Source organism: Pyxidicoccus sp. M6 (assembly GCF_055568925.1).
Window position 1 is genome coordinate 8,340,889 of the sequence record NZ_CM145714.1, and the last position, 19,369, is coordinate 8,360,257.

At 67.8% G+C, this 19,369-nt stretch carries 14 protein-coding genes and 1 tRNA gene; 9 read left to right on the plus strand and 6 right to left on the minus strand.

From position 1 onward, the window contains the following. Positions 1-20: 20 nt before the first annotated feature. Entirely contained in the window at positions 21-632 is a 612-nt protein-coding gene (locus tag ACVTJA_RS32690) for a hypothetical protein (protein WP_465825490.1), read from the minus strand. A 707-nt stretch (positions 633-1,339) separates the two neighbouring features. On the opposite strand from ACVTJA_RS32690, the gene ACVTJA_RS32695 reads away from it, so the two are divergent. The 3 genes from ACVTJA_RS32695 (at position 1,340) to ACVTJA_RS32705 (ending at position 3,313) form a co-directional block, all read left to right on the plus strand. Beyond that, positions 1,340-1,966 (plus strand): hypothetical protein, encoded by a 627-nt coding sequence (locus ACVTJA_RS32695; protein ID WP_465825491.1) that lies wholly within the window; start codon positions 1,340-1,342, stop codon positions 1,964-1,966. Positions 1,967-2,230: 264 nt separating this feature from the next. Next, positions 2,231-2,304: transfer RNA gene (locus tag ACVTJA_RS32700), tRNA-Ile, on the plus strand. Positions 2,305-2,398: 94 nt separating this feature from the next. Continuing rightward, the gene (locus tag ACVTJA_RS32705) at positions 2,399-3,313 is read left to right on the plus strand and encodes a LysR substrate-binding domain-containing protein (protein WP_465825492.1); all 915 of its coding nucleotides are present in this window, start codon (positions 2,399-2,401) and stop codon (positions 3,311-3,313) included. 3 nt (positions 3,314-3,316) lie between these two features. Here the strand turns inward: ACVTJA_RS32705 and ACVTJA_RS32710 are convergent, their stop codons facing one another. Beyond that, on the minus strand, positions 3,317-4,243 hold the full coding sequence (locus tag ACVTJA_RS32710) for a YeiH family protein (RefSeq protein ID WP_465825493.1): 927 nt from the start codon (positions 4,241-4,243) through the stop codon (positions 3,317-3,319). A 517-nt stretch (positions 4,244-4,760) separates the two neighbouring features. Between ACVTJA_RS32710 and ACVTJA_RS32715 the strand changes: the two genes are divergently transcribed. Next, complete coding sequence (locus ACVTJA_RS32715; RefSeq protein ID WP_465825494.1) at positions 4,761-5,141, plus strand: DUSAM domain-containing protein; 381 nt, start codon at positions 4,761-4,763, stop codon at positions 5,139-5,141. Positions 5,142-5,202: 61 nt separating this feature from the next. Here the strand turns inward: ACVTJA_RS32715 and ACVTJA_RS32720 are convergent, their stop codons facing one another. Genes ACVTJA_RS32720 through ACVTJA_RS32730 form a run of 3 tightly spaced genes read right to left on the minus strand, consistent with a single transcriptional unit; the run spans position 5,203 to position 9,961 of the window. After that, entirely contained in the window at positions 5,203-6,453 is a 1,251-nt protein-coding gene (locus tag ACVTJA_RS32720) for an acetate/propionate family kinase (RefSeq protein ID WP_465825495.1), read from the minus strand. After that, entirely contained in the window at positions 6,453-8,924 is a 2,472-nt protein-coding gene (locus ACVTJA_RS32725) for a phosphoketolase family protein (RefSeq protein WP_465825496.1), read from the minus strand. The genes ACVTJA_RS32720 and ACVTJA_RS32725 overlap by 1 nt, the downstream gene beginning before the upstream one ends. Continuing rightward, positions 8,909-9,961 (minus strand): class I fructose-bisphosphate aldolase, encoded by a 1,053-nt coding sequence (locus ACVTJA_RS32730; RefSeq protein WP_465825497.1) that lies wholly within the window; start codon positions 9,959-9,961, stop codon positions 8,909-8,911. Before ACVTJA_RS32730 ends, ACVTJA_RS32725 begins: the two co-directional genes overlap by 16 nt. A 222-nt stretch (positions 9,962-10,183) precedes the next feature. Here ACVTJA_RS32730 and ACVTJA_RS32735 point away from each other — a divergent pair, with 222 nt between their 5' ends. Continuing rightward, positions 10,184-11,725: a Cof-type HAD-IIB family hydrolase gene (locus ACVTJA_RS32735; protein ID WP_465825498.1), complete on the plus strand. Its 1,542-nt coding sequence runs from the start codon at positions 10,184-10,186 to the stop codon at positions 11,723-11,725. Here the strand turns inward: ACVTJA_RS32735 and ppk2 are convergent. Next, positions 11,719-12,492: a polyphosphate kinase 2 gene (gene ppk2 / locus ACVTJA_RS32740; protein WP_465825499.1), complete on the minus strand. Its 774-nt coding sequence runs from the start codon at positions 12,490-12,492 to the stop codon at positions 11,719-11,721. The two genes, ACVTJA_RS32735 and ppk2, sit on opposite strands and share 7 nt — an antisense overlap. Before the next feature lie 278 nt (positions 12,493-12,770). Here ppk2 and ACVTJA_RS32745 point away from each other — a divergent pair, with 278 nt between their 5' ends. Genes ACVTJA_RS32745 through ACVTJA_RS32760 form a run of 4 tightly spaced genes read left to right on the plus strand, consistent with a single transcriptional unit; the run spans position 12,771 to position 19,362 of the window. Then, positions 12,771-14,375, plus strand: coding sequence for an efflux transporter outer membrane subunit (locus ACVTJA_RS32745; RefSeq protein ID WP_465825500.1), 1,605 nt, complete (start codon positions 12,771-12,773; stop codon positions 14,373-14,375). A 10-nt stretch (positions 14,376-14,385) separates the two neighbouring features. Beyond that, entirely contained in the window at positions 14,386-15,399 is a 1,014-nt protein-coding gene (locus tag ACVTJA_RS32750) for an HlyD family secretion protein (protein WP_465825501.1), read from the plus strand. A 25-nt stretch (positions 15,400-15,424) separates the two neighbouring features. Then, complete coding sequence (gene rbbA / locus ACVTJA_RS32755) at positions 15,425-18,235, plus strand: ribosome-associated ATPase/putative transporter RbbA (RefSeq protein ID WP_465825502.1); 2,811 nt, start codon at positions 15,425-15,427, stop codon at positions 18,233-18,235. 2 nt (positions 18,236-18,237) lie between these two features. Next, positions 18,238-19,362 (plus strand): ABC transporter permease, encoded by a 1,125-nt coding sequence (locus tag ACVTJA_RS32760; protein ID WP_465825503.1) that lies wholly within the window; start codon positions 18,238-18,240, stop codon positions 19,360-19,362. Positions 19,363-19,369 lie beyond the last annotated feature (7 nt).

Genomic DNA, 19,369 nt, shown 5'->3' on the forward strand with positions numbered 1-19,369 from the left:
GTCCTCATGAGGGAGGCGCGCTAAAGGGAGAACCTCACGCCCACCCGTTCATGCAGCAGATGAACGTTCGTGCCGCGCACCCGCACGTAGGTATAGGCACCTCCCAGGTTGAGCGCGAACCATCGGTTGGGGTGCCATTCCATCCCGGCCCAGACTTCCGGGAAAGCGCCCAGTCGCGACTCGAAGTTGGGATCCGATTCGCCGTCGCCGTCATCGAAGTCGAGGTCGAGCGCTCGCACGGAGACGAGAGGTAGCCCCAGAAGCTCTCTGCCCGCTCCTGCGGCTCCGAGCTTCAGCCCGCCACCGAAGTACGGAATCCATCGCTGGCCTGCATCGTCGCGCCAGCGGTAGAGCAGCCCCGGGGTGAGGCCCAGCTCGGAGAAGGTGGAATCCCCGGAGCCGCCTACCCCCAACTCCAGCGGCAGGCGGAACGCCCACCGGGCACCGAGATCCACTTGGAGCGAGGCTTGGAGGCTGACGCCTACCGCCGCTCGGCCGCCCGAGAACGCCTGCACGGGCCCCAGTGCGATGGGCTCCAGGTTGACTCCCGCACCGAAATAGCCCGAGCGCGGCACGTCACCTGCGGTCGCTGTCGATGCGAGGACGACGACAAGAAGCGGTACGAGCGTCATTTCATCTCCAGATGGTCAGAGAAGAGAGTCGGGCCAGCCGAGGGCTGCGGAACCACACGCGCAGCGGCGTGCAGCGATGATGCGTTCTCCGCGGTGCGCAGGGCGTTTCCTTCATCACCGACCTCCTTGCGGAGCCACCGCCCCGAGTCTTCTGCGCCACCGCGCCCGAGCCACGCGGTAGTCGCGCGTTGCATCATCCAGCAGCCGCCCCGATTCCTCCAACCGCCGCAACGATTGCGCACGCGCCACGGAATCGAGCGCCCCGGCCTGAACGGCCTGCTCAAGCACTTTGTGGCTGCGGGCGATGGCGTCAGCACGCCAACCAGAACCCGCCAGGACGGGCGCTCCCGCCGAGACGGAGCAGTCGCGGAGACCTGCGCTGAGAAAGGGACGCCCTCGCGGCGGCGTAAGAGTCCTGGCGGGAAACCTTGCTGACGTTCGGCCCTCACGGGTCGACGTCTTCCTCCAACTCAACCCGCGAAGCTCACGACGAGCGAGAGGACCGCGAGCACCCGTGGGCGGGGCAATGCGCATGCCGGACACTGCTCGACACTTGCCGGCTTTCTCCGGACACCGTCCTTCTCCTCGACCCGTCAGGTAGTGCACTTCCTTTCCGCCTGATGAGATAGGCTTCGAGGATTGCTGTCCCCCAGGCCTCCAACCCGGTTCCTGATATCGGATAGATGTCCAGCGGATGGATCGACTCCATGGTCTCCTACAACGTCGGTAGGCTCTTCAGTGAAATTGAGCGCGTGGTGAAGTCGGACGTCCCCGTCACGGCAGGACTCCTGCGCGTCATTCAATTCTGCGAAACCGCACGCCCTCACCCGGACTGGTCCGCTCTTCGTTCACTGGATATCGAGGGCGATCTCCAACAGCTCCAGCGGTGGCTCGAAACCCTCATGCGGCCGATGCCACCGCAAGCGCTGGTGACGGGTCTGTGGTTTGGCCTCTTCAACCCGGTCGTGCAGGGCGGCGTCACCGCGGACCTTCATCTCATCGGGGCACCCTACAGTGCGAACGACCCCGACTGGCTTTTCAGGCAGCGCTGGGGCGAGGACACGCCCGACGCGAGCTCCGCCGTCCTTGATGCCATTTATCGCGTGGCCTACGGGCGCGAGAACGGGCTCGGGAACGACGCCGAATACCCCTTGTGCCTGGCGTACGCCGCGCTCGCCGTCAGACACCTCGCAAAGCTCATGGGCCCAACGCTCCTCGGGGATGCCGCCCAGCGAGTCCTCCATGTCGGCTTCGACTCCGGCGACTTCCTATGCATCGGTGCAGTCCAGAGAACGGGGCTCATTTTCTCTCGAAGCCGCGAAGTGATGACTTGATGCTCGCGTGGTGCGGGCACCTGCCCGCGTCGGTCGCAAGCGGTCCAGGGCTGCCAACGGCGCCTTGCTTCGGCCTTCCGCCCCTGCCCCCACTCCCCGCGGAGGCTTGGGGGGTGCTGGGACGCTCCCCGGGCAGGGGAGCACCGTGCCGACGAGCAGCGGGTACGGACGCCTTCAGGAAGAAGGGGAAACCGCGAGCCGGTTATCCCTCATCGAAGCTCTTGCGGCGGCCCGTCCATCCCGGTATAGGGGGCAGCACTTTGTGGCCAGGTAGCTCACCTGGTTAGAGCGGCGGTCTCATAATCCGCAGGTAGTCGGTTCAAGTCCGACCCTGGCCACAGCGAACCCCGGAGTCACTCTCTGAGTGATTCCGGGGTTTTCTTTTTTGCCCTGAGTCCAGACGGGGCCAGGGCGGCTTGCCTGGAGGCCCTGGTGTCCACCCGACTCGACCCGCGCCGTCTCGAGACCTTCCGCGTGGTGGCGACGACGGGTCAGGTGTCCGCGGCCTCTCGGCTGCTGCACCTGTCGCAGCCGGCCGTCACCGCGCAGATCCACCAGTTGGAGCGCGAGTGCGGCCGTCCCCTGCTGGTGCGCACCGCCCGGGGCGTCCGCCTCAACGAGGCCGGGCGCGTCCTCCTGGAGTATGCGCGGCGCCACCAGCAGCTCCTCGACGAGGCCGCGCTCGCGGTGGCGGGCGAGGAGTCCGTGGGCGGCGAGCTGGCCCTGGCGGCGAGCACCACCGTCGCCAGCTACGTCGTGCCGGAGCTGCTGGCGTCCTTCCTCCGCCTCCACCGGGACGTGCAGGTGCGCCTGGAGGTGGGCAACACCGAGCAGGTGCTGGCCTGGGTCGGCGAGGGCCGCGTCCCGCTGGGGCTCGTGGAGGGCCACGCCCGCGCGCCCCGCATCCGCTTGGAGCACTACCTCGACGACGAGCTGGTGCCCGTCGTCGCCTCGCAGGCGCCCGCGGAGCTGCTCCGCGTGCGCTCGGTCGACATGCTCAAGGCGGTGCCGCTGCTGTGGCGCGAGCCGGGCTCGGGCACGCGCGCCGTCATGGAGCGCGCCCTGCGGCGCGCCGGAGTCCGGCGCGGGCCCGGGACGGGAGACCTGCAGCTCGGCAGCACCGAGGCCATCAAGGGCGCCGTGTCCGCGGGCCTCGGCGTGGGCTTCCTCTCCCTCTGGAGCATCCAGGCCGAGCGCGCCTCGGGCCGCCTCCGGCCGCTGCCGTTGCCGGGCCTCCGGGTGGAGCGGGCCTTCTCGTGGGTGCTCCCCGTGGACACGCCTTCGGGCGTCGCCGGCCGCTTCCTGCGCCATGCCCGCGCCACTCCGCCGGCCCTGCTGCAACCCTGAGCTTCACGCGATGACGTGGAGCAGGATTGCGCCCAGGCTCAGGCCGGCCATGCACACCCACAGGCCCACGCCCTGCGCCAGGGGCCGCACGCCCACCGCGCGCACGGCGCTCCGCGTGAGGTTGGCGCCGATGAGGAACAACGTCAGCACCAGCGCCTGACGGGACACGGCCGCAACCCCGAGCCCCACGGGCCGGAGCGCCGGCACCCACGTGACGAGCGCCGCCGCAGCGATGAAGCCGAGGATGAACCAGGGCCTGCGCGCCCTGCCCTGCTCCACCTCCGCGCCCGTCCGGCGCTGCACGGCCCCCACCGCCATCGTCAGCGGGACAATCCAGAGGGCCCGCGCCAGCTTCACGGGGGTGGCCACCTCCAGCGCCCTCGGTCCGTATTGCATCGCCGCGCCCACCACGGAGCTGGTGTCGTGGATGGCCAGCGCGCTCCACAGTCCGAACTGGTGCGCGTCCAGGCCCACCGCGTGGCCCACGGCGGGAAAGACGAAGAGCGCCACCGCGTTGAGCAGGAACACCGTGCCCAGCGCGATGGACACCTCGTGCTCCTTCGGGCGCAGCACCGGCACCACCGCTGCGATGGCGCTTCCTCCGCAGATGGCCGTGCCGACGCTGATGAGCAGGCCCGCATCCCGCGAGACGCCGAGCACCCGCGACAACAACGTCCCCAACACCAGACATGCGGCGATGCCCACCACCGTGTAGCCGACGCCGTGGACACCCACGGCCGCCACCACCCGCAGGTCCATGCCCGCGCCCAGCCCCACCACCGCGAGCGCCAGCAGCATGTGCGTGGCACGACGGGTCAGCGCCCCATACGGGTTGCCTGCGGTCAGCGCGACCAACGCGCCCGCGACCAGCGCGACACCCGTGGACACGAAGGGCAACAGGCTGAGCGCCGCCCCGAGCGGGACGAGCACGTGTCCGGCGTTCCATGAAGTGGGCCGGGGTGAACGTGATTCAGGTTCGACGCCGGTGCGACAGGGAGGATCATCCATGGTGCCCAAGCTGCATCGGGTACCATCAGTGGACCAGACGAAAGGCGCGATGGGCCATCAGCTTTCCGGATGGCTCTCGAGGAGGGCGGTACCCCTCCAGCCCCAATCAGCCCTGCGTCCGTTGGCGTGCATCACTCTCGCCACGCAGTGCCATGATTCACAGATAATCGGTTCAAGTCACACGTACCTCTGGTTTGGTTCTCCCTGGAGGCCGCCGTCCTCATGGGCGGGGGGGAAAGCGGCGGCCGACGCCGCCCAAGCCTGGGACGACGCGCACAACGCGGACCTGCCTGAGTGGAAGCGGCGTTGCATCCGCGCCTATGGCGACTGCAAAGAATTTGGCTGGTCTGGGTCGTGTTACGACTGCCTCCGCTACTGCGAGGGCCAGCAAGAATGGCCAGAGGACAAGTGTTCTCCGAGCAGGAAGAAGAGGTGACGCATGCCCGAGAAGATTGATTGGGATCCCATCCGCGCATTGGCACGCAGGGTCATCCGAGAAGGGGCGCCGCTCGTCCTCGACGATGACGTGCGCGCACTCCTCCGGCGCACAGCGCGAGAAGTGGGCATCAGCGATGCCGGCGTTGAGCAGGCACTTTCAACGGACGTGGGGGCGCTAGAACTTCTTCGCGAAAGCTCGCGGCGCATCACGGACGGGTCCAACAGGCTGATGGACGCGCTTCACAGGATGTACCGCCACCAGAAGGCTGGCGACTTCGATAGCGCACGCCAGGAAATGCGCGATGTGCTGGCCGTCGAAGTCGTGCCGCACTACCGCGAGACGGCGCAGGGCCAACTAGACGACATGGCCGACGAGCCGTGAAAAGGCCTCCACCAAACCCGACTGACCGCCCACACGCTAACTGGTGCCCTACCCGCCGGAGTCACTCCCTGAGTGATTCCGGGGTCTCCTCTCGGCCCCAGGCCCCTGGCTGGAGCACGCGCCGGGTGTGGCGGGCAATCATCGCTTCCTCGTTCGTGGGAATCACCCACGCGGAGACGCGGCTGCCGGGCTTCGTGATGCAGGGCCCTCCACATGCGTTGGCCTCCTCATCCAGCTCCAGCCCGAGCCAGCGCGCCTCACGGCACACCCGCTCGCGGATGGGCGCGGCGTGCTCCCCGATGCCGCCCGTGAACACGACGGCATCCAGCCCGTGCAGTGCCGCCGCGAGCGAGCCGAGCTCGCGAGCAATGCGATACACGAACAGCTCCAGCGCCTCGGAGATGGCTTCACTGGAGCCCTCCAGCAGCTCCCGCATGTCACTGGACTCCCCGGAGACGCCCAGCAGACCGGACTGCTGATAGAGCAGTCGCTCCAGCGCCCGCGCGTCCATGCCGTGCCGGTCCATCAGGTACAGCAGCACCCCGGGGTCGATGGAGCCACAACGCGTCCCCATCATCAGCCCATCCAGCGCGGTGAGCCCCATGGTCGTCGCCACGCTACGCCCCGCGAGCAACGCACACATGCTCGCGCCGTTCCCGAGATGCGCCACCACCGTGCGTCCCTCCGCGGCAGCGGGCGCGGCGCGCGGGAGCGTCGAGGCGATGTACTCATACGACAGCCCATGGAACCCGTAGCGGCGGATGCCCTCCTCCGCGAACCTGCGAGGCAGGGCAAACGACTGGGCCACATGCGGCAGCGTCCGGTGGAACGCCGTATCGAAGCACGCCACCTGTGGCACCGCGGGCGCCGTCCGCATCACGGCCTGAATCGCCGCGACACAGTGGGGCTGGTGCAGCGGCGCCAGCGGAACGAGCGACTCCAGCTCCGCCAGAACCTCCGCGTCGATGCGCGCGGGCCCGGAGAACCGCATCCCGCCATGGACCACGCGATGGCCCACGGCGGCGATGCGGTGCCCGCCCATCACTCCCTGCCGGCCCCACTCGAACAGGTAGTCGATGGCGCCCTCGTGCCCGAGCCGTGTCCCGGGGGGCCACTCCTTCTCCCCCACCCAGGCCCCATCCGCGCGCGCACTGAAGCTCGGATGGGTCGTCAGCTCCTCGAACTCCCCTTTCAGATAGAGCCGAGGAGGCTCCTCATCGAGGAAGACGGAGAACTTCAGGCTCGACGAGCCGGCGTTGAGCACGAGCAGCGCGTCCGGCGCGCTGCCCGTCGCGGGAGTCCGCGAATTCATCAGTCCGGCCACGTCCAGTCGGCAATCTCAGGCTTGTCCCTGCCGTGCTGGTGCGCGTAGCCCAGGTTCTCGATGATGGCGTTGCGCATCTCCTCCTTCAGGTGCCCCGCCTTCGCGCGCATCCCCGGCACCCGGTCGATGATGTCGATGACCAGGTGGAAGCGGGACGTCTCGTTCAGGATGGCCAGCTCGAAGGGCGTGTTGATGTTGCCCTTCTCCTTGTAGCCATGCACGTGCAGGTTGTCGTGGTTCTTGAACCGATACGTGAGCTTGTGGATGAGCGACGCGTAGCCGTGGAAGCTGAAGATGATGGGCTTGTCCGCCGTGAACACGCCTTCGAGCTCGCGCTCGGTGGACCCGTGCGGATGCTCCTCCGCCGACTGGAGCCTGAACAGGTCGACGACGTTGACGAAGCGCAGCTTCAGGTTCGGCGCGCGCTCGCGGAGGATGGCGGCCGCTGCCAGGGCCTCCTGCGTGGCGACGTCGCCGCAGCTGGCCAGGACGACGTCCGGCTCCGCGTCCACGTCCGTGCTCGCCCTCTTCCAGATGCCCACGCCCTTGGCGCAGTGGGCGATGGCCTCGTCGATGGTGGTGAACTGCAGGTGCTTCTGCTTGTCCGCCACGATGACGTTGACGCAGTCGGTGCTGCGCAGGCACTGGTCCGCCACCACCAGCAGCGTGTTCGCATCCGGAGGCAGGTAGATGCGCGTGACAGTGGCGGACTTGTTCGTCACCAGGTCGATGAACCCCGGGTCCTGGTGTGAGAACCCGTTGTGGTCCTGCCGCCACACCGTCGAGGACAGCAGGATGTTCTCCGAGGCGACGGGCGCCCGCCATTTCACGTGGTTCTTGCTGATGTCCAACCACTTGGCGTGCTGGTTGAACATGGAGTCGATGACGTGGGCGAACGCCTCGTACGTGTGGAATAAGCCGTGGCGGCCCGTGAGCAGGTACCCCTCGAGCCAGCCGAGCAGCGTGTGCTCGGACAGCATCTCCATGACGCGGCCGTCCCGCGAGAGCTCGCCGCCGTCCGCGTCCACCGGTAGCAGCTCCGCCATCCAGGTCTTCTTGCTCACCTGGTAGATGGCCTGCAGCCGGTTCGACGCCGTCTCATCCGGGCCGAAGACGCGGAAGTTCGTCATGTTGTTCTTCATCACGTCGCGCAGGAACTCGCCCAGGGGCTTCGTGTTCTCGTGCAGCGTGGTGCCGCGGTCGACGACCTTGACCGCGTAGTCCCGGAAGTCCGGCAGCCTGAGGTCCTTGCGCAACACACCGCCGTTGGCGTGCGGGTTCGCGCTCATCCGCCGGCGGCCCTTCGGTGCCAGTGCCCGCAGCTCGGGAATCAGCCGTCCCTGCTCGTCGAACAGCTCCTCGGGCCGGTAGCTGCGCATCCAGTTCTCGAGCGCCTTCAGGTGCGACGGATTGCCTCGCACGTCGCCGAAGGGGACCTGGTGCGAGCGCCACGAGCCCTCCAGGATGTGCCCGTCCAGCTCCTTCGGTCCCGTCCAGCCCTTGGGCGAGCGCAGGACGATCATCGGCCACCGGGGACGCGTCACCTCCGTGTCCGCCTGCCGGGCCTTCTTCTGGATGGCGTGAATCTCCTCGACGGCCACCTCCAACGTCTCGGCCATCTTCTGGTGCATCTGCTCCGGGTCGCTGCCCTCGACGAAGTAGGGCTTGTAGCCGTAGCCCACGAACAGGGCCTCGAGCTCCTCCTGGCTGATGCGCGAGAGGATGGTCGGGTTGGCGATCTTGAACCCGTTGAGGTTCAGGATGGGCAGCACGGCGCCGTCGTACCTGGGATTGATGAACTTGTTGGAGTGCCACGCCGTCGCCAGGGGCCCCGTCTCCGCCTCGCCGTCACCCACGACGCAGGTGACGATGAGGTCGGGATTGTCGAAGGCCATGCCGTACGCGTGGGAGAGGCTGTAGCCGAGCTCGCCACCTTCATGGACGGAGCCCGGCGTCTCCGGAGTGACGTGGCTGCCGATGTGGCCGGGGAAGGAGAACTGCTTGAAGAACTTCTGCATCCCCTCCGCGTCCAGGCTCTTGTCCGGATAGACCTCCGAGTAGGTGCCCTCGAGGTACGCCGGCCCGAGCACGCCCGGGGCGCCGTGGCCGGGGCCCGCGACGAAAATCACATCCAGGTCCTGCTCGACGATGAGCCGGTTGAGATGGACCCAGACGAACGAGAGCGCCGGGCTCGCGCCCCAGTGGCCGAGCAGCCGGTGCTTGATGTCTTCATCTTTCAGCGGCCTGCGCAGCAGCGGGTTGTCCTGGAGGTAGATCATCCCCACCGACAGGTAGTTGCACGCCCGCCAGTACGCGTTCATCAACTCCACTTCCCGGGAGGTGAGCAGTCCCCCACCCCGGTTCCGCTCCCGGCCGGGCACATAGGGGCCCTGGCCCTGCTCCCTGGCGGACAACGGCACTCCGTACCCCGCTTCCTCGGTCCCTACTGGGTCTGCCATGGCATGTCTCCCGTCTGGGTGCTGTGAAGGCCTTCCATGTCGGCGCGGTACCGGCCCAGGGCCGCCGCGCTGTCACACCACGCGCGGTGGTGGAACACCTGCTGGCCGGCGGGCACGTTCTCCGCGCGGCCCTGCCAGGCCTGGAGCGCCTCGTCCTGCAGCGCGCGGCCGTAGGAGAAGCTCAGCTTCCAGGGCTTCGAGCCCTCCAACTGATTGATGGCATTGAGGTGCTCGGTGGCCTGGACATGGTCCTGACCGCCGGAGAGGAAGACGACCCCGGGGACCGCGGGCGGCACATGGCGCGTCAGCGTGCGCAGCGTCGCCTCCGCCACCTCGCCCACCGAGGCCTTCCGGGACGCGTCCTGGCCCGCGATGACCATGTTCGGCTTGAGCAGCATCCCCTCCAGGGACACGCGCGCGACGTAGAGCTCGTCGAAGACCGCTTTCAGCACGCGCCCCGTCACCTCCTCGCACCGCTCGAGGCCGTGCGCGCCATCCATCAGGACCTCGGGCTCGACGATGGGCACCAGGCCCAGCTCCTGGCAGAGGGAGGCGTAGCGCGCGAGCGCGTGCGCATTCGCGCGGATGCACCACTCGGACGGCTGCCCATCGCGAATGGTGAAGACCGCGCGCCACTTGGCGAAGCGCGCGCCGAAGTCTCGGTACTCCTCGAGCCGCTCACGGAGCCCGTCGAGTCCCTCCGTGATGACCTCTCCCGAACTGCCCGACAACGGGCGCACGCCCGCGTCCACCTTGATGCCGGGGATGATGCCTCGGCCCGCGAGCAGGTCGGCCAGCGGAATGCCTGTCGAGCTGTCCTGGCGGATGGTCTCGTCCTGGAGGATGACTCCACCGATGAAGCCGGCGATGTCGGGCGCGCTGAAGAGCATCTCCCGGTAGGCGCGGCGGCTGTCCGAGGTCGACTCGATTCCGCGCGCCTTCAGGCGCTTCGTTATCGTGGAGACCGTCTCGTCCGCCGCGAGTATGCCCTTGCCGTCGGCGACGAGGGCTCGCGCGGTCTCGGCGAGGGTTGGCATTGTTGGCATTTCTTCCTCCCCATCCGTCGGAGAGGAAGCTGAGAGCAGGCCGGCTCGCCGGCAATCAGCGGGAGGGCGCTCGTCAACGAGCCTGCCCCGTGCGCGGAGGCAGGCCTGATGGTGCCGGCCTGTCGCGATGCCATCTTGCTCGTGGACCCAACCGTCGCCGACCCGGCCTCGCGTGCGGTGGCACCGGCGGGCGGCTCGTCGCTGGAGACAGTCATGACCATCAAGTTGCTCATCGCGGACATCGACGGGACCATGGTGACGAAGGACAAGGTCCTCACCGAGAAGACCCGCGAGGCCGTCCACCGGCTGCGCGACAGCGGCATCCTGTTCACCGTCACGAGCGGGCGGCCTCCCCGTGGGATGGCGAGCCTGGTTGCCGCGCTGGACCTCACCGCTCCCCTGGCTGCCTTCAACGGCGGCATGTACGTCAAGCCCGACCTCACGACGGTGCTGGCCCAGCGGACCCTTGCACCGGACATCGCCAGGCAGGCCGTGGACTACCTCCTGCAAGCAGGCATGGATGTCTGGGTGTACCAGGGCACCAACTGGTTCCTCCGAGACCCGAGCGCGTTCCGGGTGGCGAGAGAGAGGAACAACGTCGGGTTCGACCCCACTGTCGTCGGGGACCTGCACGAAGTGCTCGAAGCCCCCATCAAGATTGTCGGCGTGAGCGAGGACACGGCGCGAGTCGCTCGCTGCGAGGCCGAGCTGTCCCTGCGGTTGGGCACCGACGCGTCAGCGGCACGTTCGACTTCCTACTACCTCGACGTCACGCACCCGGAGGCGAACAAGGGCATGGTCGTGCGCGAGGCCTCGCGCCTGCTCAAGCTTCCCCTGGAGCAGGTCGCCGCCATCGGAGACATGCTCAATGACGTGCCCATGCTGAGCATCGCCGGAATGGGAATCGCCATGGGCAACGCCGGCCCCGAGGTCCAGCGGCTCTCACGCCACGTCACGCGCAGCAACGAAGAGGAGGGCTTCGCCCACGCGGTGGACACCTTCATCCTCGGCCAGCCGCCCTTCGCGCGGACGGAGCTCGGGCTCCCGCCCCGCGCGCGCGCCTGCCTCTTCGGGCTCGACGGCGTCCTCACCCAGACGGCCGGCCTCCACGCCATGGCCTGGAAGCAGCTCTGCGACTACTACCTGCGGCGCCACGCGCGGTCCGCGGGGGAGCCCTTCCTCCCCTTCGACCTCGTGCGCGACTACAGCCGTTACTTCGACGGCAGGCCGCCCCTGGAGGACCTCCGCGCGTTCCTCGACTCGCGCGGCATCGCGCTGCCGGAGAGCACGGTCCGCGCGCTGAACGACCGCAAGGGCGAAATGCTGAACGAGCTGCTCCGGAACGAGCGCGTGGAGACCTATGAGGGGACGCTCCGCTACGTCCAGGCGGTGCGCGCCGCCGGCCTCCAGACCGCGGTCGTCTCCGCGAGCAGGCACACCGAGGAGATGGTCCAGGCGGCCGGCATCGCGGACCTCTTCGACGCGCGGCTCGGCGGCACGCCGCTCCCCGAGCTCTATCTCGCGGCCGCACGGGCCCTGGGCGTCAACACCGAGGACGTCGTCGTCTTCGACGACACGCCCACCGGCGTGGCGGCCGCGCGAGCGGCCCACTTCGGCTACGTCGTGGGCGTCGACCGGCAGGGCCGGGCCGCTGAGCTGCACCGCCAGGGCGCGGACCTCGTGGTGAAAGACCCCGCCGAGCTCTTCGAGGAGGAGGCGGCGCGCCCCATCCTGGAGCAACCCGGCGTTCAGTAGTGCTGGGGAATGAAGTTCCGTCCCTCGATGGACGCCGCGTCGTCATAGGACCCGCGATTCGAGCGGCGGGGCAGCTTCACCTTGGGACGCTTCACCTTCTGGTGGGGAATCTTCTCCAGCAGGAAGCGGATGCAGTTGAGCCGCGCCCGCTTCTTGCTGTCGGACCGCAGGATGTACCAGGGCGCATACGGCGTATCCGTCGCGGCGAGCATCTGGTCGCGCGCCTTGGAGTAGTCGTACCAGCGCGTCCAGGACTCGACGTCCATCGGGCTCAGCTTCCACTGCCGGAGCGGGTCCTCGATGCGAGCCTCGAACCGCCGCTGCTGCTCCTCCTTGCCGACCTCGAGCCAGACTTTCAGCAGGAGGATTCCGCTGTCGACCATGTACTTCTCGAAGACGGGGCACCCCTCCAGGAAGCGCTTGTGCTCTTCGGCGGTGCAGAAGCCCATCACCGGCTCCACGCCTGCGCGGTTGTACCAACTGCGGTCGAAGATGACGATTTCGCCCGCCGCGGGGAAATGGGGCACGTACCGCTGGAGGTACATCTGCGTCTTCTCCCGGCTCGACGGCGCGGGGAGGGCCACCGCCCGGAACACGCGCGGGCTCACGCGTTCGGTGATGGCGCGAATCGTGCCGCCCTTGCCCGCCGCGTCCCGCCCCTCGAAGACCACGACGACGCGCATCCCCTCCTGCTTGACCCAGTCCTGGAGCAGGCAAAGCCTCGCCTGGAGCTTGCGCAGCTCCTTCTCGTAGTCCTTCCGCTTCATGGGCTCTGCCTGCGTGCGCTGTGCCATGCACCTAGGGTTGTGCGGCCGCGAGACGCGCGCAATGCACGACCCCGAAGGAAAGGCAGCCAGCTGACGGCGTCAGGCTCCAGACGTCGGGCTTGCACGGCGGAGGACGCCCATATCGCCCTCGGGTCGGTGCCGGGCACCTTGGGCAGACATCGCGTATTGCCCCCTGGGGTATTCGAGCACGCCGCACTTCCGCAGGCCCCGCGCAGTACAGATTCTCCTCTCCTACTGAGGTGTCTCGAATGCGGGGGATGGCCAACAACAGGCAGGGAATGCGTCAGGGGCTTCCGCCCTTCGCCGGTGCCTTGCCGCTGCTCGGAGTCCTATCGGCACTCGCCGGGTGCACGGTAGGACCCAAGTTCAAGAAGCCCGAGGCCGCGGTGCCTCAGGAGTGGCGCACCCAGGGCGACCCGAAAATCTCCACGCAGGCCGCGACGGAAACCGCGTGGTGGAAGACCTTCGGTGACCCGACGCTCGACCGCCTGGTCGAGCTCGCGTACCGGCAGAACCTGCCGCTGCAGATTGCCGGACTGCGCATCGTGGAGGCCCGCGCCCAGCTGGGCATCGTCACCGGTCAGCAGTATCCACAGGCGCAGGTGGCTTTCGGCAGCGCGAACGCGGTGGGCATCAGTGAAAACGCGGCCAACGTGCCCAACATCGCCGGCTTCGACCGCAACTACCTCGAGTACCAGCTGGGCTTCGACGCCATCTGGGAGCTGGACTTCTGGGGCAAGTATCGGCGGGGCGTGGAGGCGAGCACCGCGGGCCTGCTCGCGTCGGTGGCGGACTACCAGTCCGGCGTCGTCTCTCTCACCGCGGAGGTGGCGCGGACCTACGTCACGATTCGCACCTTCGAGGTGCTCATCGCGCAGGCCGAGGAGAACGTCCGGATTCAGGAAGAGGGGCTCAAGATTGCCGAGTCGCGCTTCCGAAATGGCGCCACCTCGGAGCTCGACGTGGCCCAGGCGGCGACACTGCTGGAGAGCACCCGGGCCACCATTCCCAGGCTGGAAATCGGGCTGGAGCAGTCTCGCAATGCCTTGAGCACACTGTTGGGCCAGCCCACGGGCGCCGTGGAGGCTCTGCTGGCGGGGCCCAAGCAGATTCCGGTGGCACCCGCGACGGTGGCCGTCGGCATGCCGGCCGAGATTCTTCGGCGGCGTCCGGATGTCCGGAGCGCCGAGCTGATTGCCGCCGCGCAGTGCGCTCGCATCGGCATCGCCGAAGCGGACCTCTATCCGAGCTTCACCATCGTGGGCACCGTGGGGCTCCAGGCGAGCAATGCAACGGGCGTCTCCGCCAACCTTTTCTCGCTCGACAGCATCATGTATTCCATTGGCCCTCGCATCGTCTGGCCCTTCCTCAACTACGGCCGACTGAAGAACGGTGTGCGGGTCGAGGACGCGCGGTTCCAGCAATTGCTGGTCAACTATCGCAACACGGTGCTCAAGGCGGCCCAGGAGGTGACGGACGCCCTGGCGGGCTTCGTCTACGCCCAGAAGGCCCTGGCCTTCGAGCAGGCCGCCGTGAAGTCCGCCCAGCGCTCGGTGGAGCTGGCCATGGTGCAGTACCGGGAAGGCGCCGTGGACTACCAGCGCGTGCTGGACGCACAACGCTCACTCCTGGAGCAGCAGAACAACCTGGCCGAGGCGAGCTCCGCCATCGCCACGAACCTGGTCGCTCTCTACAAGGCGCTGGGCGGAGGCTGGGAGGTGCGTCAGGGCCAGCCTGTCGTCCCGGAGCCCACCCGGCGGGAGATGGAAGCGCGGACCAACTGGGGCGACGTGGTTTCCAAGCCCCGGAAGCCCGAAGCCGAGAAGAGCCAGCCACAGCCACAGCCACAGGGAAAGCAATAGAGAGCCTGCCATGGCCAAGAAACTCCAGAATGGAAAGGCCAAATGGGTCATCGGGTTGGTCGCCGTGGCGATCATCGCGTTCATTGGCTTCCGCTATTGGAAGGGAAGGCAAGCCGCGCTGCCCGAGGGAATCGTCGCGGGCAATGGCCGCATCGAGGCCAAGCTGGTCGACGTCGCAGCGAAGGAGCCCCTGCGGGTGCAGAAGATCTTCGTGAATGAAGGCGACATCGTCAGACCCAACCAGGTGCTGGTGCAGTTGGACACCACCACGCTTCAAGCCAGCCTCGCGGAAGCCAATGCGAACGTCGCCGCCATGGAGGAGCGCCAGGCGGTGTCGAAGGCGTCCATCGTCAAGCAGCAGAGCGAAATCGATCTCGCCTCCATCGAGCTCGAGCGCGCCCGGCGGCTGGTGAAGGACGGCGCCGGCTCGCAGCGGGACCTGGACGTGCGCGCGAGCAAGCTGGAGACCACCAAGGCCACCCTGGCGGAAGCCCAGGCCATGTTGAAGTCCTCCATCGAGCAGGTCGAGGTCGCGAAGGCCAGCGCGAAGACCATCCAGACGCGCATCGCGGACGCGACGCTCAAGTCTCCGGTGACGGGGCGGGTCCTCTACCGCCTCGCCGAGGCTGGCGAGGTCCTGCAGCCCGGAGGGCCAGCGCTGACGGTGGTCAACCTTGAGGACGTCTACATGGAGATCTTCCTCCCGGCCAACGAGGCCGCCAGCCTGAAGCTGGGCTCCGAGGCCCGCATCACCGTGGACTACGAGCCCGACCGCGCGGTCCCCGGGTACGTCAGCTTCGTGTCCCCGGAGGCGCAGTTCACCCCCAAGCAGGTCGAGACGAAGAGCGAGCGAGAGAAGCTGGTGTTCCGCGTGAAGGTCCAGGTCCCCAAGGAGCTGGCCACCCGCTACGTCGAGCGCATCAAGACAGGCATCCGCGGCGTCGGCTACGTCAAGGTGAACCCGAACGCGCAGTGGCCGGCCCGCTTGCAGAAGGTCATCACGGCCGAGTCCGCCTCCCGGTAGCCCGGCGACCCGAGAGGGCTCAGACATGGCTTCTTCCGCGTCTCCAGCATCGCCGGGCGCTACACCGAGCGGGCCCGTCGTCTCCATCCAGGACGTGACGCATCGCTACGGCGACGTCGTCGCGTTGGATCGCATCTCGCTCGACGTGCCCAGCGGCATCATGGTGGGAATCGTCGGGCCGGACGGCGTGGGCAAGTCCACGCTGATGGCCCTCGTCGCCGGCTCCAAGAAGATGCAGGAGGGCAAGGTCATCGTCCTCGACGGTGACATCGCCGAGGCCCGGCACCGGCGCGACGTGGGCCCGCGAATCGCATACATGCCGCAGGGCCTGGGGAAGAACCTCTACCTGGAGCTCAGCGTCTACGACAACGTCGACTTCATGGCCCGCCTGTTCGGGCTGTCTCCCGAGGAGCGCAAGGTCCGCATCCCGCAGCTGCTCGAGGCCACGGGGCTGGCGAAGTTCGCGGCGCGCCCCGCGGGCAAGCTGTCGGGCGGCATGAAGCAGAAGGTGGGGCTCTGCGGCGCGCTGGTGCACGACCCGGACCTGCTCATCCTCGACGAGCCCACCACCGGCGTGGACCCGCTGTCCCGGCGGCAGTTCTGGACGCTCATCGACGACATCCGCGCGGGGCGCCCGGGGATGAGCGTCATGATCTCCACCGCCTACATGGACGAGGCCCAGCAATGGGACTGGATTGTCGCCATGGACGCGGGCCGCGTGCTGGCCACGGGGACGCCCGCGGAGCTGATGTCGCGCACGGGGACGCATGACCTGGAGAAGTGCTTCATCGCGCTGCTGCCCGAGGAGAAGCGCAAGGGCCACAAGGAGCTCACCATCCCGCCCCGCCCGTCTGCCCAGGGAGAGCTGGCCATCGAGGCCAACGGACTGACGCGCAGCTTCGGCACCTTCATCGCCGTGGACCACGTCACCCTGTCGATTGAGCGCGGCGAGATCTTCGGCTTCCTCGGCTCCAACGGCAGCGGCAAGTCCACCACGATGAAGATGCTGACCGGGCTGCTGCCTCCCACGGAGGGGTCGGCGAAGCTCTTCGGCAGCTCCGTCGAGGCCGGCAGCATGGAGGTGCGCAAGAACCTCGGCTACATGACGCAGGCGTTCTCGCTCTACGGCGAGCTGACCGTGCGCGAGAACCTGGTCCTGCACGCCCGGCTCTACCACCTGCCGGAAGAGCAGGCGAAGCGGCGCATCGACGAATTGGTCGACCGGTTCGGCCTGGGCGCGCACCTGGATGCGGACGCCGAGTCGCTGCCCATGGGCCTGCGCCAGCGCCTCTCCCTGGCCGTCGCCGTGCTGCACGGGCCGAAAATCCTCATCCTGGACGAGCCCACGTCGGGCGTGGACCCGGTCGCCCGTGACAGCTTCTGGGAGCTGCTCATCGACCTGTCGCGCAATCAGGGCGTCACCATCTTCGTGACGACGCACTTCATGAACGAGGGCATGCGCTGCGACCGCATCTCCCTCATGCACGCGGGACGGGTGCTCGCGGCGGATGAGCCCCAGAAGCTCATCGAGGCCAAGAAGGCCGACGGCCTGGAGACCGCCTTCATCGCCTACATGGAGGACGCCATCGCCGAGGGCGCGCGCGCGGAGAAGAAGGAGGCGGCCCCCTCCCCTGCCCCCGCGCCCGAGAAGCCCGCGGCCGAAGCGCCCCTGGCCCAACCCGCGCACAAGGAGCGGAGCGCGTTCCAACTCGGCCTGGGCCGGATGCTCGCGTACGCCCACAACGAGGCGGTGCAGATTCGCAAGGACTCCGTGCGGCTGGCGTTCGCCTTCATCGGCTCGGCGCTGCTGATGCTGGTCTTCGGCTTCGGCATCACCACCGACGTCGAGGACATCCGCTTCGCCGCGCTGGACCTGGACCAGTCTTCCGAGAGCCGTGCGTACCTCGACCAGTTCGCCGCGGCGAGGCCCTACTTCGCGCGGACTCCGCCCGCCCAGTCCGCGGACGAGGCGCTCCGCCGGCTGCAGTCGGACGATGTCTCGGTGGTGCTGGAGATTCCTCCCAACTTCGGCCGGGACTTCCGCCGGCGCGCCGGGCCCGAGGTGCTGGCGCAGGTGGACGGCGCCATGACCTTCCGTGGCGACACCGTCGAGCAATACGTGCAGGGCGTCCACGGCGGGATGCTGAGGGACCCCGCGACCGGCCTCGGGACCGCCGAGCCCCAGAAGTCCACGGCCAGCCTCGAAGAGCGCTTCATGTACAACCCGACCTTCGAGAGCATCTACTCCATCGTGCCGAGCGTCCCGGCGCTGCTGCTGCTGCTGATACCCGCGATTCTCATGACGGTCAGCATCGTGCGCGAGAAGGAGCTGGGCTCCATCATCAACTTCTACGTCACGCCCACGGGACGGCTGGAGTACCTCATCGGGAAGCAACTGCCCTACGTCGCCATCGGCATGGCCAACTTCTTCATCCTGGCCGCGCTGACGCTGATTGTCTTCCGGGTGCCCGTCAAGGGCAGCTTCCTGATGCTGATGCTCTGCACGCTGTTCTACGTCATGGCGACGACGGGTCTCGGGATGGTGACCTCCACGTTCACCAGCAGCCAGGTGGCGGCGGTCTTCGTCACGGCCATCCTGACCATCATTCCGACCATCCAGTTCTCCGGCCTGTTGCAGCCCGTCTCCACATTGCAAGGCAGTGCCGCGCTCATCGGCTCCATCTGGCCGGCCACCTATTACATGCACGCCAGCCTGGGGGCCTACACGAAGGGGCTCGGAGCGGGACTCATCCTGCCGGACATCCTCTTCCTGGCCGTGTGCATTCCCGTCCTCCTGGCCATCAGCTTCGCCGGCCTCAAGAAGCAGGAGAAATAGGGGTGAACTCGCTGCTCAACATCCTGTGGCTCGGGCTCAAGGAGCTTCGCAGCCTGCTGAGCGACGCGGTGATGGTCGTCTTCGTCATCTACGCGTTCACCCTGGCCATCTACGTCCAGGCGACGGGCACCTCGAGCGAGGTGAACAACGCCTCGATTGCCTTCGTGGACGAGGACGGGTCCGCGCTGTCCAAGGAGCTGCTCAACGCCTTCTACCCTCCCCGCTTCAAGCTGCCCGAGACCATCAGCGCCGATGAGGTCCAGCCGGCCATGGACAGGGGCCGGTACCTGTTCGTCGTCGTGATTCCGCCGCGCTTCGAGCACGACCTCCGCGCGGGGCGCAACCCGGACGTCCAGGTGAACATCGACGCCACGGCCATGCAGCAGGCGGGCATCGGCGCCGGCTACATCCGGAACATCATCACCGACCGCGTCGACTCCTACCTGCGGCGCACGGAGGAGGCGGGGCCGAGGCCCGTCAACCTGGTCGTCCGCAAGCTCTTCAACCCCAACGGCGTCTCCTCGTGGTTCAAGAGCGTGGTGGCCATCATCAACCAGATAACGCTGCTGACCGTCGTGCTGACGGGCGCGGCGGTCATCCGCGAGCGCGAGCACGGGACGCTGGAGCACCTGCTGGTGATGCCGCTGACCTCGTTCGAGATTGCAATGGCGAAGGTCTGGGCCAACAGCCTGGTGATTCTCGTCGCGACCGGGGCCTCTCTCTTCCTGGTCGTGGACCTGGTGCTGAAGGTGCCGTTCGCGGGCTCGGTGACGCTGTGGCTCCTGGGCGTGGTGCTCTACCTGTTCTTCGCCACGGCGCTCGGCATCTTCCTGGGGACGATTTCCCGCTCCATGGCGCAGTTCGCGCTGCTCATCATCCTGGTGGTGCTGGTGCTGATGCTGCTGTCGGGCGGCAGCACGCCCGTGGAGAGCCAGCCGAAGTGGCTGCAGTACGTCACGTACCTCCTGCCGGCCCGGCACTTCGTCAGCTTCTCGCAGATCATCATCTACCGCGGCGGCGGCCTCTGGGCCGTGTGGCGCCAGTTCCTGATGGTGGCCGCGGTGGGCGTGGCGTTCTTCGTCTACAGCCTGTCGGCCTTCCGCAAGTCCATCTCGGTGAGCAAGTAGGGGGAGC